Origin of the sequence: Frankia sp. Mgl5 (genome assembly GCF_023242985.1) — a bacterium.
In the GTDB taxonomy this organism is placed as follows: domain Bacteria; phylum Actinomycetota; class Actinomycetes; order Frankiales; family Frankiaceae; genus Parafrankia; species Parafrankia soli.
This window is the reverse complement of the sequence record NZ_JALKFY010000634.1, coordinates 1-22,666: the sequence shown is the minus strand read 5'-3', so window position 1 is coordinate 22,666 and position 22,666 is coordinate 1. Positions and strand designations below refer to the sequence as shown.

Sequence of the window (22,666 nt, the reverse complement as noted above, 5' to 3'; positions counted from 1 at the left end):
GGCCCGCCCCCCCCCCCCGGGCGCCCCCCCCCGCCCTGCGTCGTGTCCCGGGGACGGGTCCGTGACCCGCCCCCGGGGAACCGGTCCGGCTAGGCCGGGACCGAGATGTTCATCAGCCGGGCGAGGTTACCGCCCATGATCTTGCGGGTGGTCGCCTCGGGCAGGTGCTTGAGCTCGTCGAGGTAGGTCAGCGGGCTCGCCAGCCCCTCCGGGTGCGGGTAGTCGGAGCCGAACAGGACCCTGTCCTCCCCGATGAGCCCGGCGAGCGCGCCCAGGTCCTCCTCCCAGAACGGGCTGATGTTGATGTTCCTCTTGATGACCTCGATCGGGTCCTCCGCGAAGTCCTGCGGCAGCTTCTTGTAGAGGTCCCTGATGGACAGGAGCAGCGGCGCGACCCAGCTGCTGCCGTTCTCGACGACGGCGATCTTCAGCCGGGGGAACCGGGACAGCGCGCCGTGGCAGACCAGCGCCGCCACCGCGTCCTCCACCGGGCGCCAGGCCTGCAGCATCCGGAACGCGCTGGGCTTGAACGGCAGCATCTCGGAGCTGGTACCCGTCCAGTCGCTGTAGTAGCGGTCGTAACCGCTGTCCGACGAGTGCAGCGCGACCAGGATGTCGGCCTCCTGCACCCGCTCCCAGAACGGGTCGAACTCCGGCAGCCCGAACGAGCGCGCACCGCGCAGGCCGGGCACCGGCGCCGGGCGGATGAGGATCACCCGGGCACCCCGCTCCAGCACCCACTCCAGTTCCTCGATCGCCTTCTCCACGATCGGCAGGGAGATCACCGGGGTGGTGAAGATGCGGTCGAGCCCCTCGTAGTTGAACTGCCAGGTCTCGTACAGCCACTCGTTGAGCGAGTGGATGACGGCATGGACCAGGTCCGGGTCGTCCCGCATCCGCTCCTCGATGAGGCTGGCCAGCGTCGGGAACATCAGGGTGCGGTCCAGGCCCTGCTCGTCCATGAGCTTCAGCCGGGCGGCCGGCTCCCGCCAGGCGTCGATGCAGCGCACCGGCGCCCCGAAGATCTCCCGGTAGGACTTGCCCTCGGGGTTGCCGTGCCGGTAGTAGTCCTCCTGCGCGCCCGGGCGGGCGACCACGTCGAAGGTCGGGTTCGGGATGTAGTCGCTGATCTGCCCCCGCACCACGATCTTCGTCCGGCCGTGGACGTCGACGTAGTCGACGGCGCCCTTGTAACGGGACGGCAGGAACTTCGTCAGCGCGTCCTTGGTCTCGTACAGGTGGTTGTCGGCGTCGAACACCGGGATGTCGTTGGTGGGCATCATGGCCTCCTCGGGCACACGAAAAGCAGCATGTGGGGGCACGACACAGGGGATAAGGAAGAGCGGAGGCGGCGCGGCGACGAACCCGCCCTGCGGGCATCCGCCCGTTGTCGCGGGCTTACTTGGGCTGTATCGCCAGTGCGATGTCGACGAGCATGTCCTCCTGGCCGCCGACCAGCTTTCGCCGGCCCGCCTCGATCAGGATGCTGCGGGCGTCCACGCCGTAGGTCTCGGCGGCTATTTCGGCGTGCCGGAGGAAACTGGAGTACACGCCCGCGAAGCCGAGCGTGAGCGTCTCGCGGTCGACCCGGACGGGGCGGTCCTGCAACGGCCGGACCAGGTCCTCGGCCGCGTCCTCCAGCGCGAGCAGGTCGCAGTCGAGATCCCAGCCCAGCAGCAGCGCGACCGCGACGAACGGCTCGATCGGGCAGTTGCCGGCGCCGGCTCCCTGCCCGGCGAGCGACGCGTCGACGCGATAGGCGCCCTCCTCGACCGCGGCGAACGAGTTGGCGACCGACAGCGAGAGGTTCTCGTGCGCGTGGATGCCGATCTGGGTGTCCGGGCTGAGGACGTCGCGGTAGGCACGGACCCGCTCGCGCACGCGGTCGGTGGTCAGCCGGCCGCCCGAGTCGGTGACGTAGACACAGTGCGCCCCGTACGACTCCATCAGCTTGGCCTGGGCGGCAAGCTCCGCCGGCTCGGCCATGTGGCTCATCATCAGGAAGCCGGAGACGTCCATCCCGAGCTCGCGCGCCGCGGCGATGTGCTGGGCGGCGACGTCCGCCTCGGTGCAGTGCGTCGCGACGCGGACCGAGCCCACCCCCATCGCGTGCGCGCGGCGCAGCTCGGCGATCGTGCCCACGCCCGGCAGCAGCAGCGTGGTGATGGTCGCCTGCGAGGCGTTGGTGACCGCCGCCTCGATCCACTCCCAGTTCGTGTGGCTGCCGGGGCCGTACGTCAGGCTGGAACCGGCCAGCCCGTCACCGTGGGTGACCTCGATCGCTCGGACGCCCGCCTTGTCGAGAGCGGCCACGATGGCGCCGACCCGCTCCGGGTCGACCCGGTGCCGGATGGCGTGCATCCCGTCCCGCAGGGTGACGTCCTGCAGATAGATGTTCGGCCCGCTCATGCCGTCACCTCGGATCCCGCGATGCGCTCGGCGACCCGCACGGCCGCCGACGTCATGATGTCCAGATTTCCGGCATAGGCCGGCAGGTAATGAGCGGCGCCCTCCACCTCGAGGAACACGCTCACCTTCCAGCGGACGTCGACCGTGTCGTCTGGCAGGAGGATGCGCATCTCGGCCGGGTCCACGGGAGTGAACTGCACGTCCTGCTTCAGGCGGTAGCCGGGCACGTAGGCGGCGACGTCCGCGATCATCCGGTGGATCGACTCGGTGACCGCGTCCCGGTCGACGTCGCCGACCAGGCACAGCACGGTGTCCCGCATGATGAGCGGCGGCTCGGCCGGGTTCAGGATGATGATCGCCTTGCCGCGCCGCGCGCCGCCGACCGACTCCAGCGCGTGCGCCGTCGTCTCGGTGAACTCGTCGATGTTGGCGCGGGTGCCGGGCCCGGCGGATTTCGACGCCACCGTGGCGACGATCTCCGCATAGGCCACCGGGGTGACGCGTGAGATCGCCGCGACGATCGGGACGGTGGCCTGCCCGCCGCAGGTCGTCATGTTGACGTTGGGGGCGCTCAGGTGCTCGTCGAGGTTGACCGCGGGCACCACGAACGGCCCGAGCGCCGCCGGGGTGAGGTCGATCAGCCGCCGGCCGTACGGGGCCAGCGCCGCGGCGTTCGCCCGGTGCGCGTTGGCGCTCGTCGCGTCGAGCACGATGCCGGCCTGTTCGAACTCGGGCATCGCCAGGAGACCGGCCACCCCGTCGGACGTCGTGGCGACGCCCAGCCGCCTGGCTCGGGCGAGGCCGTCGGACTCCGGGTCGATCCCCACCATGGCCGCCACACTCAGCGACTCGGACCTTCGTTTGATCTTGATCAGGAGGTCGGTGCCGATGTTCCCCGACCCGATGATCGCCACCTGCTGCACGGTTTCAGCCTTCCTTCTCGAACGTCGCCGTTACCGGGCCCAGGGGGCCGACCTCGGCTTGGATCACGTCGCCGGGCTCGATGGGGGCAAGCGGACCGAGCGCCCCGGAAAGGACGATGTCGCCGCCCCGGAGCGGATCCCCGAAGTCCAGTGCCGTGCGCGCGAGCCACGCCAGCGCGCTGAGCGGGTCGCCGAGGCACGCCCGCCCCGTCCCGGTGCTGGCCGTCACGCCGTTGCGCAGCATCCGCATCGACACGTCGGCCGGAGTGAACTCGTCCAGGGTGAGATGCCGGTCGCCCAGCACGAAGACGCCGCTGGAGGCGTTGTCCGCCACCGTGTCGGTGATGCGGATCCGCCAGTCCGCGACCCGGCTGTCGACGACCTCGATCGCCGCGACCGCGCTGCCGACCGCCGCCCGGACGGCGGCGGGCGCGGGGTCGACGATGTCCGCGGCGAGGATGAAGGCGATCTCGGCCTCGGCCCGGGGCTGCAGCAGCCGACCGAACGGCACCGTGGCGCCCGAGGCGTAGTTCATGTCGTCGAAGAGCACGCCGAAGTCGGGCCGGTCCACGCCGACCTGGCGTTGGACGGCCGGCGAGGTGAGACCGATCTTGCGACCGACGACCCGCGCGCCACGGGACACCCGCAGCGCGGTGAGCGCCGACTGCACCGCGTAGGCGGCGTCGATGTCGCTCGGGCCGATCAGGTCGGCGACCGGCGCGCACGGAACGTGCTCGACCGCCGCCCGGTCGAGCCGCGCGACGGCGGCCTCGATCGCCTCGCGGCTCACGCCGCCGGTCACAACGCTGCCAGTCACACGGCACCTCGGAATCGTCGGGGCGAGCACCGCCCGCGGGTGGACGCCGGCCTCATCGCGGGACGGCCGTCCGCACGGCGAAGCCGGCGATCAACTCGGGCGCGGGCCGGTAGTAGCTGGTCCGCACCTGGTACGGCCCCGTTGCGGCCAGCGCCGCGAACGCGGCGACCCACGTGCGTATCTCGTGCGCGGAGTTGCCGCCCTCCCGGGTGATCCCGTCGTTGGTCCACCCGTCCAGCTCGGCCAGCCGGCCCTGGTCGAGGACGTCGAGCACCCGCCGGTCCCACTCGGGATTGAGCGGTCGCAGGTCGGCCGTACCGCGGGCGAAGCTCGCCGCCGCCTCGATCACCGCGCTCTGCCGGGCCTGCCGCTCACCGGCGGTCGGCGGCCGCCCGTGCACGATGCGTTCGAGCACCTCCGGCGGGCTGGCCAGGTTCGGGACGGGAGGGTCGTGCGAGAGTCCGCCCGACCCCAGCACGAGCACCCGCCGGTCGAGGCCGGCCAGGTAGCGGCCGATCGCGGCCCCCAGCAGTCGGGCCCGCCGCAGCGGCGCCAGCGGGACCGCCACCGAGTTGACGAAGACCGGGACCACCGGACGGGCCGCGATGTCACCGAAGAGCGCCGCCAGCGGCTGCACCGTGCCGTGGTCGACGTCCATACCGGTCGAGACGGCCACGTCGACGTCGGCCGCCCAGGCCGCCTCCGCGAGGCCGTAGGCGAGCTCAGCGGGGACGTCGAGCTCGCCGCTCTGCGTCCCGTAGTCGCCGACACCGCGCGCCGCGGTGCCGACGCAGAACGGCGGCATGAGCCGGTAGAAGAAGCCGTTGTAGTGGTCCGGGGCGAACAGGACGACCAGGTCCGGGTCGTACTCGCGCACCACGTCCCGGGCGGCGGCGAGCGCCGTGCCGACGTCAGCCAGGAGAGACGGCGGCGGGCCGGGCAGGCCGAGCAGCGGGCTGTGTGACATGCAGCAGAGGGCGAGCGCCATCCTCGGCTCCCGGGGTGAGGGACAGCGCGCCGGTGAGCGACGCGGCCAGTTCGGATGTCAGCTGAGCGACGCAGGCGCCGGACACACACCGGTCGGGCCGCAGGAAGAGCACGGACTCCTCGTGCGCGTCGAACCAGGACTTGAGCGCGCCGGTCCGGTCCCCGACCACCACGACGTCCGGGTGGTCCTGGTCCGCCCAGTGCAGCTGGGTGACCGGCCGCAGCGCGACGAAGGTCGCGCCGAGCGCCTTCCACCTCGCGAACGTCTCGGGGCCGAGCAGCTCGTACGGGTCGTTGTTCCAGCACAGCACGGCGAACCAGGGCCCGAGCACGTCGTCGAGCCGGACGTTCTCCCGCTCGCGGGTGTCGACCCGCGGCTGGATGAACAGGGTCCCGACCGGCGAGTTCGCCCGGATCGGCTCCGTGTGCACGACCGCGCCCTCGACGTACCGCGGCATCGGTTTGAACCGCATCTCCACGACGTACTGCTTGAGCGCGGGCACGGCGGAGGCCGTCCGGGCGATCCAGTCCCGCACGGTGGCGACCCGCCGGTTGGTCGGGGAGATGATGCGCCCGACGGTCGTCGACAGGTCGATCATCGCCTGGGCGTGCCGGCGGCGCTCGACGTCGTAGGTGTCGAGCAGGGCCTCGCCGGCCAGGCCGTTCGCCACCGCGGCGAGCTTCCAGCCGAGGTTGGCCGCGTCCCGGATGCCGCTGTTGTAGCCCTGGCCCTGCCAGACCGGCATCAGGTGGGCGGCGTCGCCGGCGATCAGGACCCGCCCGGCGCGGAAGGAACCGGCGATCCGCGAGTGGTGCGTGTACACCCGGCGCCGGATGATGTTGACGCGGTCCGGGCGCGGGACGAACCGGGCGAGCATCGTGGCGATGAACTCCGGGTCCTCCGCCGCCTCGTCGGCCTCGTCCGCGTGCAGCATGAACTCGAACCGGCGGATGCCGTGCGCGATGGACACCGACACGTAGGGGCGCGCCGGGTCCGCGCCGACGTCCACGTTGGGCCGGCCGAGCGGGTCGGGGCGGATGTCGACCACGAGCCAGCGCGTCGGCGACGTCGTGCCCTCGAACGACACCCCCATGAGCTGCCGGGTGGCGCTGCGCCCGCCGTCGCAGCCGACGACGTGGCCGGCCGTGACGGTCGAGGGGCCGGCGGGCCCGGACAGCCCCACCGTCACCCCGTCGGCGGTCTGCTCCAGCGACTCCATCCGGTGGCCCCAGCGGACCTCGACGTGCTCGTACCGCCGCAGGCCCGCCAGCAGCTCGGCGTCCGCCAGTGGCTGGACGAAGCCGTTGCGCTTCGGCCAGCCGAACGGCTGGCTGGTCGGCGCGATCTCGGCGAGCACGCGCTGCTTCGCGTCGACGAACCGCATCACCTGGTTGGGGTTCGTGTGCGGCAGGATCCGGTCGACCAGGCCCGTGCTCTGGAAGGTGCGCAGCGACTCGTCGTCCAGGCCGACCCCGCGCGGGTAGTCGATCAGCGTCTCCCGCTCCTCGACCACCAGGGTGCGCACGCCGTAGCCGCCGAGCAGGTTCGCGAGCGTCAGCCCCACCGGGCCGGCCCCGATCAGCACGACGGCCGGCGCGGCGGCGACGGCTCCGGGTGCGGTGCCGGCTCCGGGCAGGTCCGTGGCCATGGTCAGCGCCCCAGCAGGAAGTCGACGTGCAGACGGTTGAAGGTCTTGGCGTCCTCGTACTGGGGCCAGTGGCCGCAGCCGGGCATCACCTCGAAGCGGGCGCCCGGGATCATCGAGGCGATCCGGCTGCCCTCCGCGACGTCCGCGGTCGGGTCGTCGCTCGTCCACAGCACCAGCGTGGGTGCGGTGATGGCGCCGTACTCGGCCGGGCCGAGCAGGTTACGGGCCCTGATCGTCGGATCCTGCAGCGCCATGATGTCGCTCATCGCCGCGGTGAAGCCGGGCTGCCGGTAGACGCGCTGCCGGCTCGCTACGAGGTCGTCGTAGTCCTTGGTCTTGTCCGCCATCAGCCACTTGATCCGGGCCTGGACGGTCTGCCAGGCCGGGTCCTCCACCGCCGCCATCGACAGGGTGCGGATACGGGCCATGACGGCCGGATCCGCCTGCGACCCGCCGGCGGTGTTGAGCACCAGCCGGTCGACCCGGTCCGGATGGTCGACGGCCGCGCGGGCCGCGACCCAGCCCCCGAGGGACTCGCCGCTGATGTGGGCACGGTCCGCGCCGATGGTGTCGAGCACCGCGGTCAGGTGCTCCACGTAGTGGGCGATCTCCAGGGGATGACCGGGCCGGCCCGTGTACCCGTGCCCGAGCATGTCGATCGCCCACGTCGAGAAATGCTGGGCGTGGGCCTCCAGATTGCGGACGTAGGCCTCGGCGTGCCCGCCCGAACCGTGTAACAGGACAAGCACCGGTCGGCTCTTGTCGCCGGCGTGCAGGTATCTCGTCCGCACGCCCGCGACGTCCAGGTACCCCTGCGAGAACGGGACGCCCTGAAGATCACTCCAGATGCTTTCGTACTCCGACACGCGCCTGGCCCATCCCTCTCTCACGCCGCATCCCACTCACGCCGACCTGGCTCACGGATGCGCACTGACCTCACGCTGCGCACTGACTCGCTTTGCGCCCCGACTCGCGCTACACCCTGACTCGTGTGCGAACTATAGAACGCGAGTGTTCGACATATGCACAGTAGGATCGGTGTTCTGAGGTGTCAAGACCGAAGCGGCGGCCCGCGTGCACGCCCGTCCGGCCCGCGGCGGGCGGGCACGGCGCGGCGACACAGCCGCGCCCACCGCCACGAGGCGGTGGGCGCGCCAAACATAGGAATCACGGGAACCGCGGGCAGGCGGAGAACGCGGTGCGCGGGAGAACACGACCGCCGGGCGCTGACGCCTGGGTCTGGCCTGGACTTGGGCCCGTGGCCCATGGCCCATGGCCAGTGGTGGCCGTGGTGTCGAGCGGGTGGCGTACGTGCAGGCGTGCAGGCGTGCTGGGGTCCGGGGCGCAGGCCGGGACCGATCGGCATTCACGTCGGCTGGGCCTTATGCGCGGTGTCGAGCAACCGTGGCGATTGAGTGAGAGCCCGGACTCTCTGAGCCGCCACACATCGCTGGGCGGCGGGATTCAGGCTGCATAGATCTTGTTCCCACAGCCTTGGCGCCGTGGTTCCGTGCCCGCCCCGCACCCGCCGGCCGTCGCCCGGCCTCGTGCCGCGCCCGCCCGCCCGGCCTCGTGCCGTGTTCGAGCGTCACGCACGACGTCCGTCCGCGAGCACTCCGTCAGGTCACAATCGGTATCCGGACGACGACGAAAGCCGGACGACGACATCGTCACGGCAAGATCGGCCGGACATCGGCTAGCCGGCCTGGCCGAGCCCGGGCACCCGGGCGCCCGACAACCGGTCGCCGCCGTCGAAGAGCTGGCCGATCTCGCCGGCGGCCTGCACCATCACCGGGCCCGCGCCGGCCGCCACCTCGGAGCGGAAGGTGACCAGGTGGAGGCACATGAGCGGGCTGGAGGGCCGGGTCGGGATGAGCGCCGCGACGCCGTGCGCCCCGGCCTCTATCTCACCGCTGCTGACCGCGAAGCCGAGCTCGCGCGCGAGCTTCACCCCGGCCGGCTCGCCGGGCTGCGGCGGAAGCGCCGAGGCGAGCGCGTAGCCCGCTGACCCCCGGTCCAGCGGGGTCCGCATGCCGGCGCGGAACGACAGGTGATGAGTTGTGTTGGTGGGTTCGACCAGCGAGATCGCCACCGCTTCCTCACCCTCGGCGATGAAGAGCGCGATCGTGGAGCCGAGTCGCTCGGCCAGCCGCCGCATCGAGGGCAGGGCGATCTCGCGCAGGCCCGGCAGGTACGCGTCCGACAGCGACACGAGCCTCGCGCCCGGCCGGTAGACGCCGTTGTCGGCACGGGTGAGAAACCGGAAATCCACGAATGTCTGAAGCAGCCGGTAGGCGATCGACCGATGGATGGAAAGCCGTTCCGCGACTTCCTGGGTGGTCAGGCCCGTCCCGGATTCCGTGACGGCGATGAGGGCCCGCAGACCGCGCGCGAGCGTCTGGCTCCCAGGCTGCGCTTTGACGATCTCCGTCTGGTCGGCTCGGGCCATGGGCTGATGGTATCCGGCCCCGTCAGCGCCCGGCTGCGCGGCGCGGGCTCTCACCCCCGCACCAGGCGCATGATCGCCTGCGACTCGGGTGAGCCGTCAAGGACGCGGTTGCGGCGGTCCCGGATCCGCCAGCCGGCAGGTGTGCGCAGCAGCGTCCAGTGGTTGACCGCGGCCCGCCACAGAAACCACCGGTCATCCTCCCTGAGGACCACGAAGGAATAGCCGACGGCCTCCGCCGTGTCACCGCTGACGGTGACGCGAGGCGGGGCGGTGAGGTGCGCGACGCCGGCGGCGACCAGCCCGGTGTGCGGCTCGGTCCGGTAGAGATCCGCCAGGCCCTGCGGCGCCTCGACCCGGACGGCGCTCCCGGCTGGGACGCCGAACTCGTAGCCGCCGCCGCTGATCCACAGGTCGGCCGCCTCTTCCGCCGACCCGCTGTCGACCAGCGGGCCGTAGCTGTTGAGCAGGCGGAGGATCTCCAGCTGGTCCTCGGCCGCCCGCAGCCGTGCCTCCAGCCGCCGGAGCCTGCTCTCCACCTCCGCCAGGCCAGCCGCGTCCGCCAGGTTCACCACGTCCGCCAGGTTCTCCCCGGCCATCAGGGCCCCTCGCCGGCTTCCTGGGAGCCGTCCGCCGGCGCGAACGCGGCGGCCAGCGCCGCGTAGACGTCCCGCAGGAACTGCGCGGTGCGCGGGGTGCGCGGCGGCGCGCCGAACCCGCCGTGGATGACCCCGGGGTACACGTGCAGCTCGGTCGGCACGCCCGCGGCCGACAGGCGTGCCGCGTAGGCGACGTTCTCGTCCACGAACCCGTCGACGTCGCCGATCCCGAGGAAGGCCGGCGCGAGCCCGGTGAGGTCTTCCGCCCGCGCCGGCGCCGCGGTGGGCGGGACCTCGCCGCCGTCGAGCGACCCGAGATAGGCCGCCCAGCACAACCGGTTGGCCCGCAGATGCCACAGGCCCCAGTGGCCCGGGTCCTCGATCGCGCGGATCGAGGGGGTCAGCTCACGGTCGTCGAGCATCGGATAGATCAGCAGCTGCAGCGCCGGCTGGGGGACGCCGAGGTCCCGCAGCCGCAGGCACAGTCCGGCGGCCAGGCCGGCACCCGCGCTCGCCCCGCCCAGGACCAGTCGGGCCGGGTCGACCCCGAAGTCGGCCGGGTTCGCGCTGACCCGGCGCCAGACGGTCTCCGCGTCCTCCAGGCCCGCCGGGTAGGGGTGCTCCGGGGCGAGCCGCCAGTCGACCGAGGCGACCGTGCAGCCGAGCTCGACGACCATCCGGTCGAGGCGGTCGTCGTTCTCGTCCAGGTTCCCCATGATGTAGGCGCCGCCGTGCAGCCAGAGCAGGAACGGCAGCGCCGCCCCGTCCGGCGCGTCGGCCGGGCGGTACCAGCGCACCCGGACGTCGGGACGGCCTTCCGTACCCGGGATGACCTGGTCATGACGCCGGACCCGCGGATCCTCGGGCGCGGGCGGCGGGCCGACCGCCGCGTACGAGCGGCGGATCGTCGCGATGCTCGTCAGGTCCCAGCGCGCCAGCCGGTCGAGCAGCGCCACGGTCCCGGGTTCGACCCGTTTGTGCACGTCGATGGCGGCCATCAGGCGCCGTCGGCCCGGTCCGGGTCCATCGGCTCGACACCGACCTCGATCGCCTTGATCAGCAGCGCCGTGAACCGGGTGTAGAAGCGGGCCATCCGGATGAACCCGGTGCCGAACCACAGCCCGGGCTGGGCGGAGCGACGCCACGTGTTCGCGTACTCGCCGTCCGCGGCCCGGCCGTACGCCTTGTCGATCCGGTCCGCCACCGAGCCCAGCGTGGGCTTGATGTGGCCCCAGAACTGGTGGTAGCCGGTGGCGAAGACGATCAGGTCGACGTCGAGGGTCGAGCCGTCGGTGAAGACCACCGTCCGCTCCCTGATCTCGGCCACCTCGACGCCCTGCTTGAGGTGCACCAGGCCGTCCGCGATCAGTTCGGAGGCGCCGATGTTGATCTGGTAGGCGTCCTTGCCGGACATGTGGGCGCCGATGATGCCGGTGCCGTCCGGGCCCCACTCGAGCTTGAAGCCCCGCGCGGTGAGACCGTCGAGCAGATCCTGGTCGGCCGCCGCGGCGAGCTTCACCAGCTTCTTGTTGAGTTCGTCCACCCGCTCGTTGGGCAGCGAGTAGGTCATCTGGTCCGCGAAGTCCGGGGTGTAGGGCATGTCCTCGGTGAACAGCGTCGACCAGTACCGGTGGTAGGACTCGTAGCTCACCACGTAGGTCGCGCTGCGCTGCAGCAGCGTGACGTCCGCGCCGTGCTCGTACAGGTCGTGCGCGATCTCGTGGCCGCTCACGCCGGCCCCGATCACCAGCGCCTTCTTCCCCGCGAAGTCGGCGCCGTACTGGAACTCGTCCGAGTGCGCGGTCATGCCGGGGAAGGTCTCGATCCCCTTGATCGCGGGGATCTTCGGGGATCCGAACAGGCCGCCCGCCACGACGAAGTGCCGCGGGTGCAGTTCCCGGACCGAGCCGTCCCCGCGCCGGACCCGGATCGTCCACCGCTGGGCGTCGGCGTCGTAGTGCCCGTCGAGGAACGTGGTGGACGTCCACACGTTGAGGTCGAGCAGGTTCGCGTACGACTCCAGCCAGTCGGCGAACTTGTCCTTCGGGGTGTGCGCCGGCCAGGACGGCGGCAGCGACAGGTAGGGCAGATGGTCCCCGAAGACAGTGCTGTGCAGGGCCAGCGACGCATAGCGCTTGCGCCAGGTGTCCCCGACGCGCGCCTCGCGGTCGATGACGAGCGTCGGCACGTCGAGCGCGCCGAGCCGGGCCGCGATGGCCAGGCCGTTGTGCCCCGCGCCGAGCACGAGCACCGCGGGCTCGCTGTCCTCGAAGGCGATCTCCTTCTCGCGGTCGCTCGACCACCGGGTGCGGTCGGGCACGATCCCGTAGACCTTGCCGTCCCGGCGGTGGTGACGCACCCGTTCCGGATGGGCCTGCAGCCCTATCACCTGGGTCTGCAGGATCGACACCACGAAGTGCCCCGCGCTCGGTACGAGCAGCACATAGCCACGGTCGATCCGGTCCGTGGTGGTGAAGTCGAAGAACGCGTTGATGGCGCCGTCGGTGACGACCGGCGGCTGCTCCCTGCTGGGCCGGAAGTCGGCGGCGTTCCAGGATTTCGCCAGCTCGGTGAGCCGGGCGACGGTCTCCTCCCGCCCGACCGTGTGGTGGAAGTCCCAGGGGAAGGCCATGAAGTCACGCCAGGTCGCCTCCGGGAGGAAGAGCGCGGCGAGGTCGGACGTGGATCCGCTCCGCAGGGCCGCCGCGAAGTCGGCGAGCCATCCGGCGAAGATGTCCTCGGCGTCCCGCGCGGTGATCGTCCCAGCCGGATTCTCTAAGGTCTCAGTCATTGTCTCGCTCTTCGCCCCAATTCCCGGTGATCTACTGGCTTCGGGTCAGCTTCCGGATCGTTCGCTCAGGACCGGCGACCGGGCGCCGGACGCCGGGTCACGCGCCGCCGCGCGCCCGGCGTAGAGACCCCACACCCCGGCGACGGCCAGTGTCGCCCCGGCACCGCCGTACACCATGCCGGACGGGCTCGCCATCACGTTCCCCGCGGCGTAGAGCCCGCGGATCACGTCGCCGTCGACGTCCAGGACCCGGCCCTCCCGGTCGGTCCGGGGCCCGCCCTTGGTGCCGAGCGCCGACGACCCGACCTCGACGCCGTAGAACGGCGCGGTCTCGACCGGACCCAGCGTGGACAGGGTCGACTCGGGGTCGAGCACCCGGCCGCCGGGGAACCGGTCGTAGGCGTTGTCGCCGCGGCCGAAGTCGGGGTCGATGCCGGCACGGGCATGCTCGTTGAACCGCCGCACGGTCGCCGCGACCTCGGCCGCGGGCAGGCCGAGCCGGCCCGCCAGCGCGTCCAGGGTGTCCGCGCGCTCCAGCCAGTCCGGCACCGCGCCGCCGGGCGCCCCGCCGAAGACACCGAACCGGTCGACGGTCGACTGGTCGAAGATCAGGTAGCTCGGCAGGTTCGGGTACTCGAACTTCGACGCGTCGAGCTGGTGGTAGGCGCCGCCGAAGGCGTTGTAGTTCGCCGCCTCGTTGGCGAACCGGCGGCCGTGGCCGTTGACCATGATCGAACCGGGCAGTGCGCGCTCCCGGGCGGTCAGCAGCCCGTTGCGGGCTCCGTCACGGCGATGCCCGGGAAGGCTGACGACCGGGGCCCACCAGGCCTCCCGCATGTTGCCGAGCTGGGCGCCGACCCGCATCGCCATCCGCAGCCCGTCGCCGGTGTTGGACGGCGCGCCGATGGCCCGGGTCAGCGGCCCGCGCAGGAAGTCGCGGACGAGATCGGCGTCGTACTCGAAACCGCCGGTGGCGAGCACGACCGCGCCCGTGCGCACCGACCGGGTGCCGTCGGGGGTCGCGATCTCGATCCCGGTGACGGCGCCGTCCCCGGTGACCAACCGCAGGCCGCGCGTCCGGGTGGCGACGTGCACCCCACGCCGCAGGCAGGCCTGGAGCAGACCGCCGACCAGCGCCCGGCCGAGGCCCTCCGCGCGGTTCTTCTCCCGCTCGGCGAGCACGTCCGGCTCCAGCGCGCCGGTGCCCCCGCCCAGGGGCATCTCGCGGATGAGCAGCCGGCGGGTGTCGCCCGCGATGCGGTCCTCCCATTCCTCGAACCCGAGGAAGGAGAAAAGGCCGACCTCGATCGACCGTCCCCCGCGGGGCAGGCCGCCGGGACGTTCCGGGTGATAGTCGGGATAGCCCTCGACCAGGTGGAAACGGAGATCCGTCTGCTGCTCGACGAAGTCGACCAGCTCCGGACCGCCGTCGACGAGCGCCTCGGCCAGCTCCGGGAGAATCATCCCGTTCGACAGACTCGCCAGGTACGCCAGGCCGTCCGCGCGGGAATCCTTGATGCCGGCCGCCCGGGCCGGCTGGTTGGCGGGGACCCAGATCGTCCCGCCGGACAGCGCGGTCGTGCCGCCGAGCAGTTCCGCCTTCTCGAACACGGCGACGCGGGCACCCTCCACGGCCGCGGCGAGCGCCGCGGTGAGCCCCGCCGCGCCTGACCCCAGAACCACCACGTCGTACGTCTCATGCTCGTGCATCGCATGCCCCCGTCACTGGGAGAGGTTCGGAACCGCCCGGCTGGCCGGCACCGGGACCGCGTCGGCACGGCGCCCGCGGGCCGCGGTGGCCGCCTGGGCCGCTCTGCCGCTCGACGGTGGATCACCTGTCGCCGTAGAGCGCCTGCCGCCGTGCATTATGTGCGACATAGTGTTCAATAGGTGCTCAAGCTAATAAGCTCCCGGAGGGGTGTCAAGCCCGACCGAACCCTGCGCAGACCCGAGGGGCTGATCAATGCCGACCGATTCCGCGAGCGAGGACGTCCTCTCGACCGCCCGGCCGTGGCTCGCCGCGTACCCACCGCGGATCGACCCGTCGCCGCGCCTCGCCCACTCCTCGATCGTCGACGCGTGGCGGGACCGGGTGGCCGGTAACCCCGGCCGGACGGCGGTGCGGTACTTCGACGGCTCCCTCAGCGCGGCCGAACTCGACGCCCACACCGACGCCCTCGCCGCCGAGCTGCAGGACCGGGACGTCCGGCCGGGCGACCGCGTGGGCGTCTACCTGCAGAACGTGCCGTACTACCCGATCAGCCTGCTGGCGATCTGGAAAGCCGGCGGCATCGCGGTGCCGCTCAACCCGATGTACCGCGGGCGCGAGCTGCGGCGCCTGATCGACGACTCCGGCACCACGGGGATCATCCTGGCCCGCGGGACCGACGCCCAGACCCGCGAGACGCTCGCGGGCAGCACCGTCCGCTGGCTGTTATCCGTCTCCGCGCGCGACTTCCAGACGGCGGACGACCCGCGGGTGTTCGGCACCGGCGGCGATCCCGCGCCGTCACCCGACGGCGATCTGGCGGCGATCCTGACGCGACGGCGGGGGCAGCACCCCGAGCCGGTCGAGACCACCCTGGACGACACCGCCTTCCTCACCTACACCTCCGGCACCACGGGCCCACCCAAGGGCGCGCTGAACACACACCGGAACTTCCTGAACTCGGTGCTGAACTACGGCCGCTGGCTCCTTCTCGAGCCCGGCGACGTGGTGTTCGCGATCGCCCCCCTCTTCCACATCACCGGGCTTTCCCTGAACGCGGGCATCGCCCTGCTGAACGACACGACGCTGAGCATGAGCGGCCGCTTCGAGCCCTCAGTCGTGCTCGAGGCCTTCCGTGACCACGGCGTGACGACCACCATCGGTTCGATCACGGCGTTCAACGCCTTTTTCCGGGTGGACGGCGCGGGTCCCGAGCATTTCGCCACGGTGCAGCGGCTCTATTCCGGCGGCGCGCCCATCCCGCCGTCGACGGTGGAGGCCTTCCGGTCGAGGTTCGGGCCCTACCTGCACAACATCTGGGGCATGACCGAGACGACCGGCGGGGGCATCGCCGTGCCCCCCGGCGCGGCGGCACCCGTGCACGGCCCGAGCGGCACCCTGTCGATCGGCGTGCCGATGCAGAACGTCGACGTGTGGATCACCGACGAGAACGGCGCGCCCCGGCCGCCGGGTGTCGAGGGTGAGCTGGTCATCGCCGCGCCGCAGGTCATCCCCGGCTACTGGCGCAACCCCGAGGCGTCGGCGCACGCGCTGGCGGGCGGGCGGCTGCGCACCGGGGATGTCGCCGTCCTCGACGCCGCCGGCTGGGTCTATCTCGTCGACCGGGTCAAGGACCAGATCAACACGTCGGGCTTCAAGGTCTGGCCGCGCGAGGTCGAGGACGTCCTGTACGAGCACCCCGACGTCTTCGAGGCCGCCGTGGTCGGCCTGCCGGACGCCTACCGCGGCGAGACCGTGGCGGCCTACGTGTCGCTGCGCGACGGCGCGGCCACCACTCCCGAGGAGCTGACCGCCTTCGCCCGGGAGCGGCTCGCCGCGTACAAGTACCCGCGGCGGATCTCGATCCTCCCGGAGCTGCCCAAGACCGCGACCGGCAAGATCCAGCGGGCGGTGCTGCGTGAGCAGGCCCCCACGGGACAGGTGACCCCGGCCGCGCCGCGGGCGGAACCCGGCTGACGAACGGCGACGGCCCGCTCCCGCGGGAGCGGGCCAGGCCGCTCAGCGCAGGGCGACCTCGGCCTTCTTCATGATCTCCGCGATGTAGTCGATGTGGCGGTCGACGCCGGTGAGCCCGCGCCCCATCGTGAACAGCGAGGCGTGCGTGGCGCCCGCCTCCCGCAGCCGCAGCAGCCCGTCCGTCACCTCCTGATCGGTGTACGGCCGTTCGGGCGCGTGCAGGACGAACTGCGCGCCGAAGCCGTCGAGCGTCCGGCCCGCGATCGCCAGCAGTTCCCGCAGGCGGGCCCAGCCGTCCATCGCCGGCTGATCGAGGCCGTAGCCGAAGACGAAGCCGTCGGCCAGGGCCACGGCCCGGCGGAACGCCGCCTCGGCGAACCCGCCGCACCAGATCGGAATCCGGCGGGTCGGCCTCGGGACGATGTTGGCGCGGTCGATCTGGTCGAACTCGCCCTCGAAGCTGATCAGCTCCTCGCTCCACAGCCGGCGGAGGTAGGAGATCTGCTCGGTCAGTCGCCGGCCCCGGCTGGCGAAGTCCACGCCCATCGCGTGGAACTCGACCCGGTTGTACCCGGCCCCCACCCCAAGCCACAGCCGCCCCCCGGACATGAGGTCGATGTCGGCCGTCTGCCGGGCGACGAGGACGGTCTGGCGCAGCGGAAGGATGAGCACGCCGCTGACGAACTCGATGCGCTCGGTCAGGCCGGCGAGGTAGGCGAAGGCCGTGAGGGGATCGTGGAACGGGCTGCGTTCCCCGTACCGACCCCGGATCGGCGGGTCACGCCGCTCGTGTGACGCGCCGATGAGGTGGTCGTACATGACCAGATGGTCGTAGCCGAGCTCCTCGGCCGCCTGGGCGAACCGGGCGAGCGACGACGGATCGCCCTCGAGCTCGATCTGCGGATAGACGACCCCGAGCCTCATCGCACCCCGCCCGTCTCTCTCCCCGTCACGCTGAGGACGTCGGTCAGGCTATCAGCAGCAGTTCTTTTTCTACAACCATCAGTTCAAATAACGCACGCGGACGGCGGAGGGGGCCCGCCGGAACAGGCGCCGCCCGCGCGTCAGCTCTCCGCTCCGAGGACGAGCGGCAGGTCCGGGTCCGCCGCCCACTCCAGCATCGAGCCGTCGTACACGGCGGCGTCACCCGTGGATCGGGGGGCGGGGCCCACCCCAGCACTCTCCCGCAAACGGGCATACGACCCATGCGGGTCAAAAATCTGTCAGAGTCTGCCATTTGCCGGTGTTGCGCGTATGCTTACCGAAGACACCAGGGTCACGGAAGCGCTACGCGGCAGGAGGTAACCGAGCGTGGCTGACCAGCGCACGGAAGGCCTGCGTGAGCGGAAGAAGCGTCGCACCCGCCAGTCGATCATCGACGCCGCGCACGAGCTGTTCCACCTGAAGGGCTACGAGGCGGCCACCGTGGAGGAGATCGCCGACCAGGCCGAGGTGTCCGTGCGCACCGTGTTCCGCTACTTCACGAGCAAGGAGGCGATCGCCCTCGCACCGCTGGACGAGATGGGCGATCTCACCGTGGCCGCACTACGCCGCCGGCCCGCCGACGAGCCACCCCTGACGGCGCTGCGCAACGCGGCCTTCGACGCGTGGACGCTGATGTCGCCGGACGGCGACTCGCTCCGCCATTACGCCGATCACCTGCTTCTCCTCGACGGCTCCTCACCCCTGGCGGGAGCGGTCCTGAGCCGTCTCGTCGCCATCGGCGACCGACTCGCCGTGGAGCTCGCGGAGGAGACCGAGCCCAGCCCGGCCGAACACGCCATCGCTGAACACGCCACCTCTGAAGGCACCACCCCTGAAGGCACCACTGCCGGGAACGGCCCGCCCGATCCCGGTCTGGGCGCCCAGCTGACCGCCGTCACGTTTCTCGGGGCCATCCAGGTGGCGACCCGCGCGTGGTGCAGCTCGGGCAGCACAGACCTCGGCGATCTCCTCATGACGGTCGACCTCTGCCTCGGTCGACTGGGCGTCCAGCCCCCCACCGGCTGACCCACCCGCACCGCAGGAACAGCACAACCGGAAAGCAAGGTCTGTCGCGGCACCCTGAACAATGTGAGCGCGCCAGCGTGAATGAGCGCCCCTACTCGGGCGGCGCGGTTCGGAGAGCCCCTCCGGCGCGCCCGTTCGGCGCCCAGGTCGGCCATGTTCCAGGGATCCGACCGACCTCCTGTCACGTTGGTGATGAACGATATGCGAGGACCGGATATGAACGTTTCCGATACCGTCAGTGTCACCCGGGAAAGCATTCCCACGCAGACCAGCGCCGGCGACGCCACCGCACGCGACCTCACCGCGGCCGCCGGCAGCGAGCTCACCCGCGCGCTACGCCTCGCCACCGACCACCTGCTCGCGCTGCAGGACGGCACGGGCTGGTGGAAGTTCGATCTCGAGACGAACACGAGCATGGACGCCGAGGACCTCCTGCTGCGCGAGTACCTCGGTATCCGCACGGCCGAGGTGACGGCGGCCTCGGCCCGGTTCATCCGCTCCCGGCAGAGCGACGACGGATCCTGGCCGCAGTACTTCGGCGGCCCGGGCGAGCTGTCCACCACCGTCGAGTCGTACATCGCCCTGCGCCTCGCCGGCGACGACGCCTCCGCACCGCACATGCTCAGCGCCGCGACCTGGGTCCGCGACCACGGCGGAGTTCCCGCGACCAGGGTGTTCACCCGGATCTGGCTGGCGCTGTTCGGTTGGTGGCGCTGGGAGGACCTGCCGGTGCTGCCCCCGGAGATCATGCTCCTCCCCCGCCGCGCACCGCTGAACATCTACTCCTTCGGGTCCTGGGCGCGCCAGACCCTGGTGTCGCTGACGGTCGTCTCCGCCCTCCGCCCGGTGCGGCCGGCGCCGTTCGACCTCGACGAGCTGTACCCGGACGGACCCGCCTCCACCGGGTCCTCCGTCGGGCCCGGCGGAGGCGGGTCCGGTGCCGGAGCCTCCGGCGTGCTCGAGAGAATCAGCACTCGGTTCACCGCGAAAGAACTTTTCCTGGGTATCGACCGACTGCTGCACGTCTATCACCGGCGCCCCGTTCGATCCGTGCGCAACCATGCGCTGCGGGCCGCGGAGCGGTGGATAATCGCCCGCCAGGAGGCGGACGGATGTTTCGGCGGAATTCAGCCACCCGCGGTCTATTCGATAATCGCGCTGCGGCTGCTCGGGTACGAGCTCGACCATCCGGTGCTGAAGGCCGCGCTGCGGGCCCTCGACGACTACAGCGTCACCCTCCCCGACGGCTCCCGCATGGTCGAGGCGTCGCAGTCGCCGGTCTGGGACACCGCGCTGGCGGTGAACGCCCTCGCGGACGCGGGTGCCACGGCCGCGATCGCGCCCGACCACCCGGCGCTGGTCCGCGCCGCCGACTGGCTGCTCGGCCAGGAGGTCCGGCACCGGCGTGGAGACTGGGCGGTCAACCATCCCGACGTCCCGGCGAGCGGCTGGGCGTTCGAGTTCGAGAACGACACCTACCCCGACACCGACGACACCGCGGAGGTTCTGCTCGCGCTGCGCCGGGTGCGCCACCCGGCGCGCGACGAGCTGGACGCCGCCGAGCGCCGGGCGGTGGCCTGGCTGTTCGGGCTGCAGTCCAGCGACGGCGGATGGGGCGCGTACGACGCGGACAACACCAGCACCATCCCGTACCAGATCCCGTTCGCCGACTTCGGAGCCCTCACCGATCCGCCCTCCGCGGACGTCACCGCGCATGTCGTCGAGCTGCTCGCCGAGGCCGGCCTCGGCGGCGACGACCGCACGCGGCGCGGGGTGGACTGGCTGCTGGACCACCAGGAGGCCGACGGGTCGTGGTTCGGCAGGTGGGGCGTCAACTACGTCTACGGCACCGGCAGCGTGATGCCCGCGCTGCGCGCCGCGGGGGTGGAGCCGTCCCATCCGGCCATGCGGGCGGGAGCGGACTGGCTGCTCACCCACCAGAACGCCGACGGCGGCTGGGGGGAGGACCTGCGCTCCTACACAGATCCCGGGTGGTCGGGTCGTGGTGAGTCCACCGCGTCCCAGACGGCGTGGGCGATGCTGGCCCTGCTGACGGTGGGCGACCAGCCCGAGGTGAGCGGGGCCCTCGCGCGGGGTGCCCGGTGGCTGGCCGATCACCAGCGGCCGGACGGCTCCTGGGACGAGGACCAGTTCACCGGTACCGGGTTCCCCGGCGACTTCTACATCAACTACCACGGCTACCGGCTGCTGTGGCCGATCATGGCCCTCGGCCGCTATCTCCGCGGGTAGGGCAGCCGACCCGGCCAGACACCAACATCGTAACTATCCGAATCGGTTCGACCTCGATACGCTTCCCCTGAGGGATGTGGACGATGTTTGAACTCCGTGGCGTCACGGGCGCCACACACGGTTTGCGGCGTTCGGCCGGAAACGGTCGAACGCCGCAGTTGTTGTGGTGCGCGGCCGTCGCCGCCGTGGTGCTTTTCGCGCTGGAGGTCGCCCTCGCGGTGCTGTTGGGCCCGCGGCCGGGCGTCGTCGCCACGATGTCGCTCAACGCCGCCGCCCAGGTGGCCGCCGCGGCGGCCTGCTTCTGGACCGCTCGGCGCACCCGCCCCGGTGACCGGCGCTGGCGGCGGCTCATCGGCGTCATGGCGGGCAGCTCGGCGCTCGCCAGCGTCGCGACGGCGGCAGCCGTGCTGGGTGGTGAATCTCCCCGGGTGTCCTCGGGGTGGTACGCCGTCCTGCTCGTTTTCCACGGTATGGCCCTGGCCGGGCTGCTGTCGCTGCCCACCGACCCGGTGGACGGCCGGGCGGAGAGGCAGGGCCGCGGCTCGTCCCGCTGGTACGTGATCACCATGCTGGACTGTGTACTGATCGTCGGTTCGATCGTCCTGCTGGAATGGGGGACGGTGCTCGCCGCGGTCGTCCGGACAGGTGCGCCCAACCTCAGGGAGTTCCTGCTCTCCCTGGTCCACTCGGTCTCCGTACTGATCCTGGTCACGGCGGTGGTCCTGATCGCGAGCTTCCGCCGGCCGCGCTCCCCGGCGACGTTGGCGCTGCTCGGCACGGGCCTGCTCGCCTACGGTCTCACCAGCAACGTCTTCGTCTACCGCGTCGCGCAGCACCAGCTCGACATGCCGCCGTTGAGCGTGGTCACATTCGGTCTCGCCTTCCTGCTGGTCTTCCTTGCCGCGCTGCTCCCGTTCCCGGCTCGCGCACCGCCGGACGGCCCGGCGCCGGCCGGCCCGCAGGCGACGTGGGCGTACGCGGTGCTGCCCTACGCGGTGCTCGGTGCGGCGGGCCTGCTGGTGGTCGGCAAGCTGTCGATCGGTACGCAGGTCGACCGGTTCGAGACGTACGGCATCGCCGGGCTGCTGCTGGTCGCGCTGGTCCGCCAGATGGTCACGCTGGTCGAGAACGCCCGGCTACTCGCCGGAATCCGGGACCAGGAACGGGAGCTGCACCACCAGGCCTTCCACGACCCGCTGACCGGCCTGGCGAACCGGGCCCTGTTCACCCGCCGACTACAGCGAGCACTCACGCGCGACGCCGACGACGCCGACGACGCCGACGACGCCAGCGACGCCGGCGACGGCACGTCGCTGTCCGTGCTATTTCTGGATCTTGACGAGTTCAAACACGTCAACGACACCTTCGGGCATGCCGCCGGGGACGAGCTCCTCCGGATCAGCGCGGAGCGGCTGCGGGCGGGAACGCGGACCGTGGACACCGTCGCCCGGCTCGGCGGCGACGAGTTCGCCGTCATCCTCGACGGCGACGGACTCCGCAATCCCCGCCGTGTCGGGGAACGGCTCGCGGCAGCGATACAGGCACCGTGTCTGCTGGCGGGACGGCCTTACACCCCGCGAGCCAGCCTCGGACTGGTCACCCTCGACTCGCCCGCCCGCCCGGCCGACCCCGACGTCCTGCTCCACCAGGCCGATCTTGCGATGTACGCGGCCAAACGCGAACGGACCGGCAGACTGAAGGTCTACCGGCCGGACATGAGCCCTCCGATCGCCACGCCGCCGCCCGGCTGACCGGGCGGCGGCGTCCCCTTCGACGTGTGGAACGACCCGCTTCCCTGGACCACGAACGCGAGTTCCGTCATCCGCCGGCCCGAGTCGACTTCCGACGCCCGGAGTCGTGCCGGGTGGCGGCCACGGCTCGGAGAAGATGGGGATCGATCCGTCGGAGGTCTGCTCGATCCGGCCGTCTTTGAGGACTTCGGAGGCTACGTGGTCAGGTACATGCGGGAGGCGGCCGAGACCGCCGAATCGAGCGACTGTCCGGCGGTTCAGTGACCACACGGGACGCCGACCCGAGTGCGATCCGGCTGCTCGCCTCGGGTCGGCGGCGCTACGGCAACCTCAAGGACGAGGCGGCCGA

Annotated in this window: 17 protein-coding genes; 4 read left to right on the top strand and 13 right to left on the bottom strand. The window is 71.7% G+C overall.

Annotated elements, in window-relative coordinates; translation table 11 throughout:
* Positions 1–89: 89 nt before the first annotated feature.
* The 12 genes from MXD62_RS18585 to MXD62_RS18530 all read right to left on the bottom strand — a co-directional run bounded on the left by MXD62_RS18585 (position 90) and on the right by MXD62_RS18530 (position 14,331).
* Positions 90–1,280 (bottom strand): amidohydrolase family protein, encoded by a 1,191-nt coding sequence (locus tag MXD62_RS18585; RefSeq protein ID WP_248830793.1) that lies wholly within the window; start codon positions 1,278–1,280, stop codon positions 90–92.
* Positions 1,281–1,398: 118 nt separating this feature from the next.
* Positions 1,399–2,409, bottom strand: a complete 1,011-nt coding sequence (dmpG, locus tag MXD62_RS18580) for a 4-hydroxy-2-oxovalerate aldolase (protein ID WP_112105719.1) — start codon at positions 2,407–2,409, stop codon at positions 1,399–1,401.
* Positions 2,406–3,332, bottom strand: a complete 927-nt coding sequence (locus tag MXD62_RS18575) for an acetaldehyde dehydrogenase (acetylating) (RefSeq protein WP_248830792.1) — start codon at positions 3,330–3,332, stop codon at positions 2,406–2,408. The genes dmpG and MXD62_RS18575 overlap by 4 nt, the downstream gene beginning before the upstream one ends.
* 4 nt (positions 3,333–3,336) lie before the next feature.
* Positions 3,337–4,149, bottom strand: a complete 813-nt coding sequence (locus MXD62_RS18570; RefSeq protein WP_248830791.1) for a 2-keto-4-pentenoate hydratase — start codon at positions 4,147–4,149, stop codon at positions 3,337–3,339.
* A gap of 52 nt (positions 4,150–4,201) precedes the next feature.
* Entirely contained in the window at positions 4,202–5,137 is a 936-nt protein-coding gene (locus MXD62_RS18565) for a 3-carboxyethylcatechol 2,3-dioxygenase (RefSeq protein ID WP_368862418.1), read from the bottom strand.
* Positions 5,061–6,785 (bottom strand): bifunctional 3-(3-hydroxy-phenyl)propionate/3-hydroxycinnamic acid hydroxylase, encoded by a 1,725-nt coding sequence (locus MXD62_RS18560; protein WP_248830789.1) that lies wholly within the window; start codon positions 6,783–6,785, stop codon positions 5,061–5,063. Before MXD62_RS18560 ends, MXD62_RS18565 begins: the two co-directional genes overlap by 77 nt.
* Positions 6,786–6,787: 2 nt before the next feature.
* Positions 6,788–7,651, bottom strand: a complete 864-nt coding sequence (locus tag MXD62_RS18555; protein WP_248830788.1) for an alpha/beta fold hydrolase — start codon at positions 7,649–7,651, stop codon at positions 6,788–6,790.
* 830 nt (positions 7,652–8,481) lie between these two features.
* On the bottom strand, positions 8,482–9,234 hold the full coding sequence (locus tag MXD62_RS18550) for an IclR family transcriptional regulator (RefSeq protein WP_248830787.1): 753 nt from the start codon (positions 9,232–9,234) through the stop codon (positions 8,482–8,484).
* 50 nt (positions 9,235–9,284) lie between these two features.
* Entirely contained in the window at positions 9,285–9,830 is a 546-nt protein-coding gene (locus MXD62_RS18545) for a nuclear transport factor 2 family protein (protein WP_248830786.1), read from the bottom strand.
* Positions 9,830–10,828, bottom strand: a complete 999-nt coding sequence (locus MXD62_RS18540; RefSeq protein WP_248830785.1) for an alpha/beta hydrolase — start codon at positions 10,826–10,828, stop codon at positions 9,830–9,832. The genes MXD62_RS18545 and MXD62_RS18540 overlap by 1 nt, the downstream gene beginning before the upstream one ends.
* On the bottom strand, positions 10,828–12,621 hold the full coding sequence (locus MXD62_RS18535; RefSeq protein ID WP_248830784.1) for an NAD(P)/FAD-dependent oxidoreductase: 1,794 nt from the start codon (positions 12,619–12,621) through the stop codon (positions 10,828–10,830). Before MXD62_RS18535 ends, MXD62_RS18540 begins: the two co-directional genes overlap by 1 nt.
* A gap of 45 nt (positions 12,622–12,666) precedes the next feature.
* The gene (locus MXD62_RS18530; protein WP_248830783.1) at positions 12,667–14,331 is read right to left on the bottom strand and encodes an FAD-dependent oxidoreductase; all 1,665 of its coding nucleotides are present in this window, start codon (positions 14,329–14,331) and stop codon (positions 12,667–12,669) included.
* A 253-nt stretch (positions 14,332–14,584) separates the two neighbouring features.
* Here MXD62_RS18530 and MXD62_RS18525 point away from each other — a divergent pair, with 253 nt between their 5' ends.
* A complete protein-coding gene (locus MXD62_RS18525; protein ID WP_248830782.1) occupies positions 14,585–16,306 on the top strand; it encodes a class I adenylate-forming enzyme family protein in 1,722 nt (573 codons plus the stop codon).
* A 42-nt stretch (positions 16,307–16,348) separates the two neighbouring features.
* Here MXD62_RS18525 and MXD62_RS18520 read toward each other — a convergent pair whose 3' ends face one another.
* The gene (locus tag MXD62_RS18520; protein ID WP_248830781.1) at positions 16,349–17,230 is read right to left on the bottom strand and encodes an LLM class F420-dependent oxidoreductase; all 882 of its coding nucleotides are present in this window, start codon (positions 17,228–17,230) and stop codon (positions 16,349–16,351) included.
* Between the two features lie 387 nt (positions 17,231–17,617).
* Here MXD62_RS18520 and MXD62_RS18515 point away from each other — a divergent pair, with 387 nt between their 5' ends.
* The 3 genes from MXD62_RS18515 (at position 17,618) to MXD62_RS18505 (ending at position 22,317) form a co-directional block, all read left to right on the top strand.
* The gene (locus MXD62_RS18515; RefSeq protein WP_248830780.1) at positions 17,618–18,316 is read left to right on the top strand and encodes a TetR/AcrR family transcriptional regulator; all 699 of its coding nucleotides are present in this window, start codon (positions 17,618–17,620) and stop codon (positions 18,314–18,316) included.
* A 216-nt stretch (positions 18,317–18,532) separates the two neighbouring features.
* Positions 18,533–20,566 (top strand): squalene--hopene cyclase, encoded by a 2,034-nt coding sequence (shc, locus tag MXD62_RS18510; protein ID WP_248830779.1) that lies wholly within the window; start codon positions 18,533–18,535, stop codon positions 20,564–20,566.
* An 83-nt stretch (positions 20,567–20,649) separates the two neighbouring features.
* Entirely contained in the window at positions 20,650–22,317 is a 1,668-nt protein-coding gene (locus tag MXD62_RS18505) for a GGDEF domain-containing protein (protein ID WP_248830778.1), read from the top strand.
* Positions 22,318–22,666: the final 349 nt, after the last annotated feature.

Excerpts from the sequence above, each read along its gene's own strand:
- MXD62_RS18585 (WP_248830793.1), bottom strand. The coding sequence starts at position 1,280 with ATGCCCACCAACGACATCCCGGTGTTCGACGCCGACAACCACCTGTAC.
- MXD62_RS18560 (WP_248830789.1), bottom strand. The coding sequence starts at position 6,785 with ATGGCCACGGACCTGCCCGGAGCCGGCACCGCACCCGGAGCCGTCGCC.
- MXD62_RS18550 (WP_248830787.1), bottom strand. The coding sequence starts at position 9,234 with ATGGCCCGAGCCGACCAGACGGAGATCGTCAAAGCGCAGCCTGGGAGC.
- MXD62_RS18540 (WP_248830785.1), bottom strand. The coding sequence starts at position 10,828 with ATGGCCGCCATCGACGTGCACAAACGGGTCGAACCCGGGACCGTGGCG.
- MXD62_RS18545 (WP_248830786.1), bottom strand. The coding sequence starts at position 9,830 with ATGGCCGGGGAGAACCTGGCGGACGTGGTGAACCTGGCGGACGCGGCT.
- shc (WP_248830779.1), top strand. The coding sequence starts at position 18,533 with ATGAACGTTTCCGATACCGTCAGTGTCACCCGGGAAAGCATTCCCACG.
- MXD62_RS18520 (WP_248830781.1), bottom strand. The coding sequence starts at position 17,230 with ATGAGGCTCGGGGTCGTCTATCCGCAGATCGAGCTCGAGGGCGATCCG.
- dmpG (WP_112105719.1), bottom strand. The coding sequence starts at position 2,409 with ATGAGCGGGCCGAACATCTATCTGCAGGACGTCACCCTGCGGGACGGG.
- MXD62_RS18565 (WP_368862418.1), bottom strand. The coding sequence starts at position 5,137 with ATGGCGCTCGCCCTCTGCTGCATGTCACACAGCCCGCTGCTCGGCCTG.
- MXD62_RS18505 (WP_248830778.1), top strand. The coding sequence starts at position 20,650 with ATGTTTGAACTCCGTGGCGTCACGGGCGCCACACACGGTTTGCGGCGT.
- MXD62_RS18530 (WP_248830783.1), bottom strand. The coding sequence starts at position 14,331 with ATGCACGAGCATGAGACGTACGACGTGGTGGTTCTGGGGTCAGGCGCG.
- MXD62_RS18525 (WP_248830782.1), top strand. The coding sequence starts at position 14,585 with ATGCCGACCGATTCCGCGAGCGAGGACGTCCTCTCGACCGCCCGGCCG.
- MXD62_RS18535 (WP_248830784.1), bottom strand. The coding sequence starts at position 12,621 with ATGACTGAGACCTTAGAGAATCCGGCTGGGACGATCACCGCGCGGGAC.